This is a genomic window from Ruminococcoides sp., assembly GCF_057037865.1.
This window is the reverse complement of record NZ_DBLZMS010000001.1, coordinates 193,099-207,079: the sequence shown is the minus strand read 5'-3', so window position 1 is coordinate 207,079 and position 13,981 is coordinate 193,099. Positions and strand designations below refer to the sequence as shown.

The window sequence follows — 13,981 nt, the reverse complement described above, 5'->3', positions numbered from 1 at the left end:
AAAGCTCACGGTGCTTTATCATAATAAATGATATGATTTGCAAAAAATCAATATTTCTTTTTGAGGAGTCTTGCGGCTATGAGTACGCAGACTACGCTGACGCCTGTGTCGGCGATAACAGACATCCAGATTTGTGCAAGACCGAATGCGGCGAGGATAATTACAAGAGCCTTGATTGAGAGGGCAAAGATGATGTTGCCCTTGACTGTGTTGATAACACTTCTTGCAATTTTAATTGCCTTTGGAAGCTGTTTGAGTGTGCCTGATGCGAGAACTGCGTCTGACGCTTCAATAGCGGCTTCACTGCCGAATCCCATTGCGATACCGCAGTCGCTTGCTGAAAGAACAGGGGCATCATTGATACCGTCACCCACAAAGCAAGCACCCTTGGATTTTGATTTCAAGCCCTTGAAAAGCTCAAGTTTTTGAGCAGGGAGAAGTTCTGCGTGACATTCGGAAAGTCCGAGTTCGTTTTTAACATTTTCGGCAGGCTGTTGTCTGTCGCCTGTGAGCATTACCGTGTTCTTGACACCGAGCGCTTTAAGCTGTGAGATAACCTCTTTTGCCTCAGGTCTTACCGTATCGCTGACATTGAGCGAACCGATAAGCTGACCGTCATAAATTACGAAAACAGAATCGTCTTTATTTGCAATTTTCTTCTGTTCGTCCGAAAGAATCTTTGAACCGCCGCACTGAATAGTTTTGCCGTTATAAACTGCGCTTGTTCCGTGACCGGCACTTTCGCTGTAGTCGGAAAGCTCGGGAAGTTCAAGACCGTTTGCCTTTTCTCTGATTGCGGAGGCAATCGGATGAGCGGAATATTTTTCGCTTGCAGCGGCAAGAGCAAGAACTTCGTCGGCACTGTATGAACCGACAGTATTAACCTTGTTTACGCTGAGCTTGCCGCTTGTGAGCGTGCCTGTTTTATCGAATACGAATGTGTCTGCTTTTGCAAGAGCCTCAATATATTTTCCGCCCTTGATGAGTACACCGACTTCGGATGCCGCACCGATACCCGAATAGTAGGAGAGAGGTACGGAAATAACAATAGCACACGGACATGACGCTACAAGACAAACAAGCGCACGGTAGAGCCATTCGCTGAATGCTCCGAGTCCGCAAAGCGGAGGAATTACTGCGATTGCAACTGCAATGAGTACAACAACAGGTGTGTAAACAGAGGCAAATCTTGAAATAAGCTTTTCGCTGTTGCCCTTTTGAGCGGCGGCATCTTCAACAAGCTGAAGAATTCTTGTTGCGGTACTGTCGCCGAAATGTTTTGTGGTTTTGACGGTAATAAGGTTACTGCCGTTGATTGCGCCGCTGAGTACCTCACTGCCCTCGCCTGCATCAACAGGAAGGCTTTCGCCTGTGAGAGCCGATGTGTCGAGAGTTGTTTTACCTTTGATAATAATGCCGTCAAGCGGAACTCTTTCGTATGGCTTGACTTCAATGATACTTCCGATTTCAACGCTTTCGGCAGGAACAATCTGTTCCGCACCGTCAACAATAATTGTTGCTGTATCGGGACGAATGTTTGCAAGCTTTTCAATGTCACGGCGGGATGCGTCAACTGCTCGATCCTCAAAAATTTCACCGATAGAAAAGAGGATTGTTACCATTGCCGCCTCAACAAAATCTCCAAGACAGAATGCCGCAATTACCGCAACAGACATAAGCGTTGTTTCGTCAATTCTCAGCTTTAGAATGTTTTTTGCACCCTTGATAAATACCTTGTAACCCGAAAGAAGTGTTGCAACAAAACACGCTGCGAGTACAACATAATGAACAGCCGCAACACCGTCAAGTGTAAGGTGGAGAATTTCGGACACTACAGCAAGTACAATTGAAATTGCAAGGAAGATTGTGTCATGGTTGATTTTCTTTTTCGTGATTTCGGGTTCTGCCTTTGTTGTGATATCATTTTTCGGAGTTTTGTCAACAACGGTTACACCGTCCTCAATGCTGTCGCAAATTGCCTGAATTTCGGAAACAGGATTCTGCTTTTCGCTTTTGAAGTTGAGAAGTTTTGTCGCAAAATTAAGGCTTACATCCTCAAAGCCGTCTGTTTCTGCAATTTTAGCCTCAATTTTGCCCGCACAATGAGCACAATTGAGATTGTCTAAAGTGTAGGTGTATTTTTTGAGATTGGTTTTCGGAGTTTTGTCAACAACGGTTACACCGTCCTCAATGCTGTCGCAAATTGCCTGAATTTCGGAAACAGGATTATGCTTTTCGCTTTTGAAGTTGAGAAGTTTTGTCGCAAAATTAAAGCTCACATCCTCAAAGCCGTTTGTTTCTGCAATTTTAGCCTCAATCTTGCCCGCACAATGAGCACAGTTGAGATTGTCAAGCTGATATTTGTACCTCATATGTCTCCCTCCTTATTCAAGAACATGGTCAAGTCCCATTTCTATGATTCGTTTCACATGGTCATCGTCAAGGCTGTAATAAATCTGCTTTCCTTCACGGCGAACACGCACCAGCTTGTTCTGCCTTAACACACGCAGTTGGTGGGAAATTGTGCTTTGCTCCATGCTGAGAGCTTCAGCAATGTTGAGCACCGACATTTCATTTTCCGAAATGGTGTACATAATGCGAAGTCGGGTTGAATCACCGAAAACCTTAAAAAGGTCTGCAAGCTCAAACAGCACATCAATGTCGGGCATTTCGGGAGTGGTTGTTTTTTCTTTGTTTTCCATAGGCGTCCCCTTTAATTTTCTCTCAGGTTAATAGTTATACTTGAACATATGAAGATATGCTCATATGTTAATTATAATATAGCATTCCTTTTTTAAAAAGTCAATAGACACACACGAAAAAATGTAATGTTTTTCAAGTTTTTTTGCCCCAAAGTTTCACTTGTTTATTGTGTCCGTTTGGAAAGTATATATAGTATAGAAAGTTAATTTTAAATTTGAAAAAAGAAGATTGAAGGTGTAAAATTATAATAGGAATAACGGAACGATATTTTTCTGTGTTCAATTTGAATTGTAAAATGCTCAGATGTCTGATGATAACACGAAAATAACACTTGTTTCAATTTGTAATAATTTTACAAAAAATTGCTTTGATTAATTACTTCTTTTTAGGAAAAAACGGTTTTAAAAAGCATGGTTGGTTATATTAAAAACAAAAAAAGCAACAAATTAATAATTTGAGTACAACTTGCCCAAAAATAGATTACAGTTTTATTATTCCGTTGACTTTACTACAATTTTGTAGTATCATTTTCTGTAAGAGAATTGTTAAATTACATCTGCGTAACCGAGTGGGTTCGTTTTTAATAAAATGTAACAAATTAGTTCTCATTATGAATTTTAGATTCGTATAATTTTTGATTTTTACTTATACACTATATAGATATACATTTTCAGATATTTAGCTTATTTAGTTAAAAGTATCTTCTACACATTAATTGGGGTGTAACAATTGGAGAAGTTCGTAGTTACCGGCGGAAAGCCATTATCGGGTGAAGTGACAATCAGCGGTGCGAAAAATGCAGCTGTTGCAATTATTCCGGCAGTTATTCTTTGTGATGAACCGTGTCAGATTGAAAATATTCCTAACATCAGCGATGTATCACTTATCAGCAGAATTCTTCAGCAGATGGGTGCTAATGTAAGACGAATCAACCGTTCGTCCTTATATATTGATCCTACAAAAATCCGCACATGCAATGCTGTGACCGACCTTGTAAGAGGTATGAGAGCGTCATATTATCTTCTCGGCGCACTTTTGGGCAAGTACGGCAAGGCTAAGGTGGCTCTTCCGGGCGGCTGTAACTTTGGCGTGCGTCCGATTGACCAGCATCTTAAAGGCTTTGAGGCTCTCGGTGCGACAACTCAGCTTGTTGACGGTGCGATTATAGAGGCAGAATGCGACAGCCTTGTCGGTACACATGTGTACCTTGATGTTGTGTCCGTAGGTGCAACAATGAACATTATGCTTGCCGCATCAAAGGCAAAGGGACAGACCATTATTGAAAATGCCGCAAGAGAACCGCATATTGTTGACCTTGCGAACTTCCTTAATTCAATGGGAGCGGATGTCAGGGGCGCAGGTACGGATGTTATCAAAATCCGTGGCGTTGAGTATCTTCACGGCATTACTTATTCGATTATTCCCGACCAGATTGAGGCAGGAACATATATGTGTGCCGCCGCCGCAACAAGAGGTTGTATTACGGTAAAGAATATTACACCGAAGCATCTTGAATCAATCAGCGCAAAGCTGCGTGAGATGGGTGTTAAGATTACGGAATATGATGAGGCTCTCAAGGTTGATGCGTCATCTGCTCCGCTAAAGCGCTGTAATATCAAGACAATGCCGCATCCCGGCTTCCCGACAGACTGTCAGCCGCAGTTTGCCGCATTGCTTATGAGCGTTCCCGGAACAAGCATCATCAACGAGAATGTTTGGGATAATCGCTATCAGTATGTCAGCGAGCTTATCAGAATGGGTGCGCAGATTTCTGTTGAGGGCAGACTTGCAATCATTGAGGGCGGTGTTCCGCTCACAGCGGCTCCCGTTAAGGCAACCGACCTTCGTGCAGGTGCGGCTATGATTATTGCCGCTCTTGAAATTAACGGTACAACAGAGATTTCTAATATTCAGTTCATTGAGCGTGGATACGAAGATGTTGTTGAAAAGTTCAGAGGACTTGGTGCAGATATCAAAAAGGTGTATTTTACAGGAGACAACGAGCAAGAGCTCGGTGCCTGACTAAAATTTAATTAGAAATCAAAGCCGTTTTCTTTGTGAGAACGGCTTTTTTGTGAGATAATTTACAAATTTTAAAATTTGTGTTATCATATTCGTTACACTAAAGATAAGGATTGATTGTTTTGGCAAGAGCAGTACCGCTGTTCAGCGGAAGTAAGGGTAACAGCTACTACATAGGTTCGGCAAGCGAAGGCGTACTGATTGACGCAGGTCGTTCATGCAAGCAGATTGAAAATGCCATGCTTGCAAACGGACTTGATATGGGCAGTATCGGGGCGGTTTTTATAACTCACGAACACACTGACCATTGCAGTGCGTTGCGTGTGCTTGCAAAGCGTTACGGCTTTAAGGTGTATTCAAGCCTCGGTACGCTCAATGCTTTGAGGGCAGGTAATAAGCTTGATCCAAACACAGATGCAGATGTTATAACTGACGAGGTTGTAATCGGCAATATGCGTGTTCAGCGAATTGACACCCCCCACGATGCGGCGGAAAGCTGTTGTTACCGTGTTACTGCTCCCGACGGAAAATCCGCACTTATAGCAACCGATATGGGCGTTATGTTGCCCGATGTCAGAACTGCCGCAGAGCAGAGCGACTTTGTTGTGCTTGAGTCAAATCACGATATCAATATGCTCAAAAACGGATTTTATCCTTATCCGCTAAAGCAGAGAATCCTTTCAAACAGAGGACATCTTTCAAATGAGGCTTGTGCAAAAGAACTTGTTAACCTTGTTGAAAAGGGAACTTTAAGACTTATGCTCGGCCATCTCAGCGAAGAAAATAATACTGTTCCGCTTGCAATGTCAACATCCGTAGACCTGCTCACATCAAACGGAATGAAGTACAAAAGCGATTATTCGCTTGATGTTGCTCCGAGTGTAAGCACAACAAAAGCCATCATCTTTTAACCTTAAACAAACAAGAGAAATATGATTAAGATTAACATAATTTGTATCGGCAAAATCAAAGAAAAATATTTTACCGACGCAATTGCAGAGTATGCAAAACGCTTGACCGCATTTTGTAAATTCAATATTATTGAGCTTTCGGAAGAACGCATTAAGAGCAACATACCGAATAGATCGCAGATTGATGAGGTTATTTTCTCTGAGGGAAAACGAATCATGCAAAAAATTTCGCCTTCGGATTATGTTGTTGCAATGTGTATTGAGGGAAAGTCTATGTCGAGTGAGGAGCTTTCAAAGCTGATTGACAATGCGTCCGTAAGCGGAAAAAGCACCGTTGATTTTATTATCGGCGGTAGCTACGGGCTTGACGAATCGGTTAAAAAACGGGCTGATGTCCGTCTTTCAATGAGCAGAATGACCTTTCCTCACCAAATGGCAAGAATGATTTTAAGCGAACAGATTTACCGTGCGTTTGAGATTTCATCAAACGGTAAATATCACAAATAATTTACGGAGTTACTATGGCGCTTGACGGAATTTTTTTAAGACATATTATAAGTGAAATAGAAAAAGAGGCTCTCGGTGCAAGGGTGTCGCAGATTTATCAGCCGAACAGAGAGGAGCTTGTGTTTGGGCTGAGAACATTTTCCGGCAACAAAAAGCTGTTGCTTTCTGCACGAGCAAATTCACCGAGAGTGAACTTTTGTTCCTCAACACCCGAAAATCCTGCACAACCTCCGATGTTCTGTATGCTTTTGCGAAAAAGAATCGGTGGCGGAAAGCTTGTGGGACTTCGCCAGAACGGTTGCGACCGTGTTCTTATGCTCGATTTCGAGTGCGTGAACGAACTCGGCGATACTGTGATGATAACTGTTGTATGCGAAATTATGGGTATGTACAGCAACATAATTATTGTCGATTCAAACGGCGTCATCATCGATTCACTCAAGCGTGTAGATCTTACAATGAGCAGTAAAAGACTTGTACTGCCGAATATAAAATACGAACTTCCCGAATCGCAGAACAAGCTGAATCTGCTTAAATGTTCGGTGCTTGATGTGTGTACAGCCGTAAAAAATCTTGACACGGAAATGCCGCTTAACAAGGCGCTGTTAAGGACAATTGAGGGCGTTTCTCCGATTGTATGCCGTGAGATTGAATACAAGGTTATGGAGGGCGCAACAAACAGAATTGAGGGTGTGCTTTTTGACCGACTCGCAGTTGAAATTGAAAAGCTGAAAAGCGTTTGCAGCGATTGTTCGGGCAAGCCTGTTGTGGTTTATCGTGAGGACGGCAAGCCTATGGACTTCTGCTTTATGAATGTTGAGCAGTACGGCGATTTTGCAAAGGTTGAGAGTAAGGAAAGCTTCTCCGATTTGCTTGACGGATTCTATGAGGCTCGTGACAGTCGTGACAGAATGAGGGTGAAATCACAAAGCCTTACAAAGCTTTTGAACAACACACTTGAAAGGCTTGCACGAAAAATTGCAAAGCAGAAGAGTGAGCTTGAACGCTGTGCAGACCGTGAGCATCTTCGCATATGCGGTGACCTTTTACAGGCAAATATCTATCGCATTGAGCGTGGTGCGGAGTATGTTGATGTTGAAAACTTTTACGATGAGAACAACGCAATTTTACGCATAAAGCTTAATCCGGCAATCTCACCTTCGGCAAATGCTCAGAAGTATTACAAGGATTACCGCAAGGCTAAAAATGCCGAAATTATGCTCAAAGAACAGCTTGAAAAGGGCAGGGAAGAGCTTGATTATATTAACTCGGTTCTCGATACGGTTGACCGTGCGGAGAATGAAAAAGACCTTGCGCAAATTCGTGAGGAACTTACCGAGCAGGGCTATCTCAAGGTTCAAAAGGGCAAAAAGCCCCGTCAGACAACTTTGCCGCCGCTCGAATTTGAATCAAGTGACGGTTTTAAAATCCTTGTCGGAAGAAACAACCGCCAGAATGATAAGCTGACTTTGAAAACAGCGTCAAAGAACGATATGTGGCTGCACACAAAGGACATTCACGGTTCTCATGTAATTGTTGTTTCGGACGGCAAAGAGATTTCCGACACGGCAATCTATGAGGCGGCACGGCTTGCGGCATATCACAGTAAGGCGAGAAACAGCAGTCAGGTTCCCGTTGACTGCACACTTGTTCGCTATGTGTCAAAGCCAAACGGCTCAAAACCGGGTATGGTGATTTATGTCAACAACAAAACCCTGTATGTAAAACCGTCACAAACGGTTGAAAAGCAGTAAGGTATTTTAATAAAAATTAAACGGAGGGCAAGACGCTCTCCGTTTTTATGTTAATTTAATTGTTTTTAACGGGCGGTAAAATCGAATGTAAAAATTCGTATTTTAGGGGTGCAGAATTTGAACTCATACCCTTCAAAATTTGCACCTGCCCCCTTCAGAATTTGAACCCGTCCCCTTCAGATTTTGAAGGGGACTACTTCAGAATTTGAAGCCTAATAATACCCATAGAAAAAGACTAAGAGAATAATACCAAGTAAACAATACCAATTGAAAAATGAAGAGGAATTCAGATGACCGAACTGACAAAATTATCCTTCAAAATCCCATTCGGGGACATAGCTTTCATCTGCGGAAGAAAGCTCCTGTGTAAAGCCGTCAATTCCCAGTCGCATCATTTCAAGCTTTACCTTGTCATATTCTCTGCGTGTGATTTTACGGTTAATTCGTGAAAACTCCCTGTCGCTGACCTTGCCCATAGGAATGTACTGACACATAAGACTTAACAAAACCTGATCGCCGAATCTGCGTTTTACAATATCAAGCACTTCAAGGCTGTTCTTTGTGTGGGCAGGCAAAATCAGATGCCTTACGATAACGCCCTTTTTCATAATGCCGTCATCGTCAAACTGAGGCAGACCAACCTGAAAAGTCATTTCGTGAATTGCTGCAACAGCCGTGTTGACATAATTCGGTGCAGAAGAGTATTTTACCGCAAGAAAATCATCTGCATATTTAAAGTCGGGAAGATAAATATCAACAAGTCCGTCAAGCATACTGAGAGTTTTTGGACTTGTGTATCCGCTGCAGTTATATACAATCGGAATTCTCGGTTTGTAAATTTCAAGACTTTTAACAACAGCGTGTGCAAAATGGTCAGCCGTTACAAGGTTGATGTTATGCACTCCCTTGTCCTCAAGTTCTTTGTAACATTCGGCAAGTCTTTCGGGAGTGATTGTTCTTCCGCCGTCCTCGTTTGAAATTTCGTAGTTCTGGCAGTACACGCATCTCATTGTACAGCCTGAAAAGAAAACAGTTCCGCTGCCCTTTGTGCCGCTTATGCACGGTTCTTCGCCATAGTGCGGAGCAACTCTTGCAACAACGGGCAGTTCTCCCATTTTACAAAATCCGTTTCCGCTGTGGGCAGTACGAACAGCACCGCATTTTCTCGGACATAAATTGCAAATCATGATATCACCTTATTGTCTGATATATAATGTCTGATAGAACATTAAAAACTATTGTACCACGATTATGACAAAAGTTAAAGTCTTTGCAAATTAAAGTGTGAAATCAGTAAGATAATCTTCGATGATGTCGTCAAGCTGGCAGAGTTCAAGCTCAAGTTCGTTGCACATTTCGACAAGCTCCGTCATTTCACGAAAGCTTTCGCTGATTCCCGACACGGATTTTATAAGCTTTTTGCCGCAAAAAGCGCTTATCCCAAAGGTGTTAAATCCGTCTTCGGGTGTATGATTCAATTTGTAGGTTATCATTTTTCCCCTCCGGATGACAACCGGTCACAATATAATAATACTATTATGTTGCGATATTGTCAATATTATTACAAAAATATTGTTAAGTTGTAAACAAATGGTGATGTATCAGTAATAAATTGTACATAATGACAAATGAATGTAAACCACAGTTAAAGAATTATATAACAATAAAAACTTTAGTTCGATAAAATCTTAATAATATGTAACAAAGTATTACATATGGTATATAATTTCAGTGCAGTCAGATTTTTCGGCAAACGGCAAATAACATATCGACGACAGTTAACTGCTGAAATATTGCAATAACAATAGTTAATCATTGCTTTGCGTCAGTCTTTATTTGTGCATAATGTATAAAAAGCATTCTTAAAGTTTGGCTTTAGGATGCTTTTTTAGTTCTCAATAGGAAAAATACGGCATTTATAAATGTTAAAATATAGTTATCGTACGGTACTTTGTGCGAAATAATATTTAGGAGTGAAAATATGAGATTACGCAAACCATTATCAATTCTTCTTTCTCTGTCCATGATTGCAGGTATGTCGGCCTTTGCCTCAAATGCGGCAGTAACAAGCGATGAATCGGTTTCAGCAAGCAATTATTACAATGCAAACTATCTTGAAAGCTATGCAAGCAAAGCGTATAACGAATCGGGACTCGGTTCAGTGTACAGCAAAACTTCCACAACATGGAAAACCTGGTCACCTGATGCGTCATCCGTAAAGCTCAAGCTCTACACAACAGGTTCTGACAACGAGGCGGGCGCTTCGGCAATCGGCACCTATGATATGAAAAAAGACAGCTCAACAGGTGTTTGGTCACTTAATCTGAGCGGTGATTACAAAAACAAATATTACACATATCTTGTAACAGTAAACGGCACAACCAAGGAAACACAGGATGTTTACTCACAGGCTGTCGGTGTAAACGGCAACCGTACAATGGTTGTTGACCTTGACTCAACCGATCCGAGCGGTTGGTCGGAAGATAAGCATGTTCTCTTTAACAGCGCATCAGAGTCGGCTGTATGGGAAGTCCATGTGCGAGATTTTTCAGTTTCCAAAAACTCGGGTGTGAGTGAGGACAACAAGGGTAAGTACCTTGCATTTGCCGAGGGCGGCACAACTCTTAATTCAGACACAAGTTCATCAGCCGTTTCAACAGGCATTGACTACCTTGTTGAGCAGGGCATTAACTGCGTTCAGCTTATGCCTGTTTATGATTACGGTTCGGTAAAGGAAGATGTTGCAAGTTCTTCTTCAAACCGTAACTGGGGTTATGATCCGGTGAACTATAACGCTCCCGAGGGTTCATATTCAACAAACCCATATGACGGCAATACAAGAATCACTGAGTTCAAGCAGATGATTCAGGCTCTTCATGACAGAGGAATTTCAGTTGTAATGGATGTTGTTTACAACCACACATTCTCAACCGATTCCTGCTTTAACAGAACTGTTCCGGGTTACTACTACAGAATGCATTCATCATCAGCATATTCAAACGGTTCAGGCTGCGGTAACGAAACTGCGTCAGATAAGCTGATGTACAGAAAGTATATGATTGAATCCGTAAAGTATTGGGCGGAGGAATACCACATTGACGGTTTCCGTTTTGACCTTATGGGTATTCACGATATCACAACAATGAACGATATCCGTTCTGCTCTTGACGGACTTTATTCAGACGGTTCGGGTAAAAAGATTCTCATGTACGGTGAACCGTGGACAGGCGGTTCAGTTGCAATTTCCGACGGTTGCTCGCAGTCAAAGGCAGGTTCACTCAATTCAAGAGTAGGTATGTTCTGCGACAGCTACCGTGATGCAATTAAGGGAAGCACAGACGGTTCCGATAAGGGATTTGTTCAGGGCAACACCGATAAGGCCGGAACGGTTGCAAACGGTGTAACCGGCAAGGGCTTTTCGGCTCAGGCTCCTTCACAGACAATTGCTTATGCCGACGCTCACGATAACCTTATCCTCTGGGATAAAATTGTAAAGAGTAACGGCTCATCAAGTTGGAATTCAACATCTTCATCACTCAGGGGACAGGTTAAGAAAGTAATGGGACTCCTCCTTACTTCACAGGGTATCCCGTTTATGACGGCAGGCTCGGAATTTTGCCGTACAAAACAGGGTGATACAAATAGTTACAAATCAAGCGACGCAATAAATGAGATTGATTGGTCAAGAGTAAAGACCTACTCGGATGTTGCCGCTTATTACAAGGGACTTCTTGAAATCAGAGAAAACTATTCTCCGATGAAGAGTTCAACCTTCAACACTCCTTCATTCCAGTCAACACACGGTGATGTTGTTGCTTACACATATTCAAACAACAAGTCAAATGAGTGGGGCAAGGTTTGTGTTCTTGTAAACGCAAGTTCAACAAATGATTGGCCGATTACACTTGACGGCAGCGGCTGGACAGTAGTTGCAGACGGTACGACGGCAGGTCTTAAAAGTCTCGGCACAGTTTCGGGCAACACATATACAGTTCCTGCAAACAGCGCCTGTGTACTTGTTCAGAGTTCAACATTCAACAACCTCAAGGTTAGTGAAAAAACATTCGGTACGGTAACAATTAAACATATTGATGACAGCGGAAATGTTCTCAAAACATCAACAGCAAAATATGCAGACGGTACAACATACCGTACTTACCCCGACACAACCATCCTTTATGACTATACTCTTAAGGATACTCAGGGTGTAACTTCGGGTACTGTTACAGGCGGAAAGAACTACAATGTAACTTATGTTTACAGCTCCAGCGGTATTCGTTCAGGCTATGTTACGGTAAATTATGTTGACGAAAACGGTGAGTCAATTAAGGATACCGTTTCAACAAAGTATCGTGAAGGCGACAGCTACAGCGTTCCGTTCACATCAATTCAGGGCTATCAGCTTGACACAGACAAGTATCCTGCCAACACGACAGGTACATTTAACGGTACGAACACAACCATTAACTTTGTTTATAAGGCACTTGACAGCACAAGTTCGGTTGTTCACTACTATAACTCAAACAACTGGTCAAATGTTCGTTGCTATGCTTACACAGACGGCGGCGAAGAGCCTAACGGCAAGTGGAACAACGCAACTGTTATGACAAGTGAGGGCAACGGATGGCTCAAATGCACAATTCCTGCACCAAGCTCATATGTAATGTTCCACACAAACTCACAGCAGGAGCCGGGTGCAAACGAGACAGGCTACCTCGTTTCGGGCGAGGCATGGGTTCAGAATAAGAAACTCAGCTTTAGCAGTAAGGTTATCACAAGCCACATTGACGCCGCAACAGGTGAAAAGATTGCCGATGATGAAATTTTAATTCAGTCAAAGGTTTCTTCAGACGATACATACAAAACTTCTCCGCTTTCGGGCAGAACAGATGTTATTGCTCCCGTAAATGCATCAGGCAACCTTTCATCGGGTATTATCAATGTTGTTTATCTTTACACATCATCGGAGCGTCCTTCAACTGCTCCTTCAACGGTAACTCCTACCACAGCCCCCGTTACACAGCCGACGGAAAAAATCCTTATCGGTGATGTTAATCTCAATGGTGCGATTAATGTACTTGACGCAACAGCGGTTCAGAAGTACATTGTGAAGCTTATAACACTCTCAGATAAGGCTCTTATCGCGGCCGCAAGATGTGACGCCGAGGATGATATCGTAAGCGTTAAAGATGCAACATACATTCAGATGTATGTCACAAAGCTTGACGGTCACGGAAATGTCGGCACTTATTATGAGCCGGAAGTTACTCCGACAACCGCCCCTGTTACCGAGCCGGCAACAGAAGAGCCGACAGTTGCTCCGACAACCGTTCCTGCAACAACAGCTCCTGTTACAGAGCCTACAACCACTCCGTCATCAACCTATACAGTTAAGTTTACGGATTCACTCAACTGGGATGGTACACTCTACTGCTACTCATGGGCTGAAGACGGTACATCTACAAAATCATGGCCGGGCGTTGCGATGACATATCTCAACACAAATGACTATGGTCAGAAGGTTTACTCGGTTGAAGTTCCGAACACTGTTGATTACATTATTTTCACAAACGGTTCGAGTCAGACCATTGATATCGGTTTTGACGGCACTTCGCTCAATTATTATACAGAGTCGCAGTATGACTCACAGGGTCATGCTTATGTCGGCACATGGTAATCATTTTTTGAAAAAAGTGTAAATAAGTAAAAATATAAGTCGGCAAGACAGTACGCAAATTAAACTGTCTTGCCGACTTTTTATGTTTGAAGTAGAGGCGTTCATCGGACGCCCGCCTTGATGAAATTTTTTGTTTAATAAAATGTTTTGAGGAGATGAAAATAGTGTGTAATCTGTACGGGAGAACCGTGTTATCCCGTGGGTAATCGTACAAATTATATGATATATTTAAGTATATAAATGTCGCAAATATATTGTTTTACTGTAGCGGCGAACCGTGTTCGCCATTTGTTTTGTGTGCAAACACAAAACAATCGGTAATAGCTGATTGTTTCGTTTCATGGCGAACTGTGTTTTCCTGCCTGAAATATAATCACAATGCTATCAATCTAAAAAGAGAGCGTAAA

9 protein-coding genes are annotated in these 13,981 nt (G+C 42.3%); 5 read left to right on the top strand and 4 right to left on the bottom strand.

From position 1 onward, the window contains the following. Positions 1-47: 47 nt before the first annotated feature. Positions 48-2,372, bottom strand: coding sequence for a heavy metal translocating P-type ATPase (locus tag AC2HW8_RS00935; protein WP_484327021.1), 2,325 nt, complete (start codon positions 2,370-2,372; stop codon positions 48-50). Positions 2,373-2,384: 12 nt separating this feature from the next. Then, complete coding sequence (locus tag AC2HW8_RS00930; protein ID WP_015523431.1) at positions 2,385-2,702, bottom strand: ArsR/SmtB family transcription factor; 318 nt, start codon at positions 2,700-2,702, stop codon at positions 2,385-2,387. Between the two features lie 730 nt (positions 2,703-3,432). Here AC2HW8_RS00930 and AC2HW8_RS00925 point away from each other — a divergent pair. The 4 genes from AC2HW8_RS00925 to AC2HW8_RS00910 all read left to right on the top strand — a co-directional run bounded on the left by AC2HW8_RS00925 (position 3,433) and on the right by AC2HW8_RS00910 (position 7,897). Further along, positions 3,433-4,725: a UDP-N-acetylglucosamine 1-carboxyvinyltransferase gene (locus AC2HW8_RS00925; protein ID WP_021883766.1), complete on the top strand. Its 1,293-nt coding sequence runs from the start codon at positions 3,433-3,435 to the stop codon at positions 4,723-4,725. Between the two features lie 122 nt (positions 4,726-4,847). Next, positions 4,848-5,636 carry an MBL fold metallo-hydrolase gene (locus tag AC2HW8_RS00920; RefSeq protein ID WP_021883765.1) on the top strand — a complete coding sequence of 263 codons (789 nt, stop codon included), beginning with the start codon at positions 4,848-4,850 and terminating at the stop codon, positions 5,634-5,636. Between the two features lie 21 nt (positions 5,637-5,657). Further along, complete coding sequence (rlmH, locus tag AC2HW8_RS00915) at positions 5,658-6,143, top strand: 23S rRNA (pseudouridine(1915)-N(3))-methyltransferase RlmH (RefSeq protein ID WP_021883764.1); 486 nt, start codon at positions 5,658-5,660, stop codon at positions 6,141-6,143. A 14-nt stretch (positions 6,144-6,157) separates the two neighbouring features. Next, entirely contained in the window at positions 6,158-7,897 is a 1,740-nt protein-coding gene (locus AC2HW8_RS00910) for an Rqc2 family fibronectin-binding protein (protein WP_021883763.1), read from the top strand. 308 nt (positions 7,898-8,205) lie between these two features. Here the strand turns inward: AC2HW8_RS00910 and AC2HW8_RS00905 are convergent, their stop codons facing one another. Together AC2HW8_RS00905 and AC2HW8_RS00900 are read right to left on the bottom strand one after the other, a co-directional pair. Continuing rightward, the gene (locus AC2HW8_RS00905) at positions 8,206-9,084 is read right to left on the bottom strand and encodes a radical SAM protein (RefSeq protein WP_015523434.1); all 879 of its coding nucleotides are present in this window, start codon (positions 9,082-9,084) and stop codon (positions 8,206-8,208) included. A 90-nt stretch (positions 9,085-9,174) separates the two neighbouring features. Then, positions 9,175-9,390 carry a DUF6514 family protein gene (locus AC2HW8_RS00900; protein ID WP_021883762.1) on the bottom strand — a complete coding sequence of 72 codons (216 nt, stop codon included), beginning with the start codon at positions 9,388-9,390 and terminating at the stop codon, positions 9,175-9,177. Positions 9,391-9,878: 488 nt separating this feature from the next. Between AC2HW8_RS00900 and pulA the strand changes: the two genes are divergently transcribed. Further along, complete coding sequence (gene pulA / locus AC2HW8_RS00895; RefSeq protein ID WP_484327020.1) at positions 9,879-13,574, top strand: type I pullulanase; 3,696 nt, start codon at positions 9,879-9,881, stop codon at positions 13,572-13,574. Positions 13,575-13,981: the final 407 nt, after the last annotated feature.

Bases quoted from the DNA above. Each gene is read 5' to 3' on its own strand.
- AC2HW8_RS00900 (WP_021883762.1), bottom strand. From the start codon at position 9,390: ATGATAACCTACAAATTGAATCATACACCCGAAGACGGATTTAACACC.
- AC2HW8_RS00930 (WP_015523431.1), bottom strand. From the start codon at position 2,702: ATGGAAAACAAAGAAAAAACAACCACTCCCGAAATGCCCGACATTGAT.
- AC2HW8_RS00935 (WP_484327021.1), bottom strand. From the start codon at position 2,372: ATGAGGTACAAATATCAGCTTGACAATCTCAACTGTGCTCATTGTGCG.
- pulA (WP_484327020.1), top strand. From the start codon at position 9,879: ATGAGATTACGCAAACCATTATCAATTCTTCTTTCTCTGTCCATGATT.
- AC2HW8_RS00910 (WP_021883763.1), top strand. From the start codon at position 6,158: ATGGCGCTTGACGGAATTTTTTTAAGACATATTATAAGTGAAATAGAA.
- AC2HW8_RS00905 (WP_015523434.1), bottom strand. From the start codon at position 9,084: ATGATTTGCAATTTATGTCCGAGAAAATGCGGTGCTGTTCGTACTGCC.
- rlmH (WP_021883764.1), top strand. From the start codon at position 5,658: ATGATTAAGATTAACATAATTTGTATCGGCAAAATCAAAGAAAAATAT.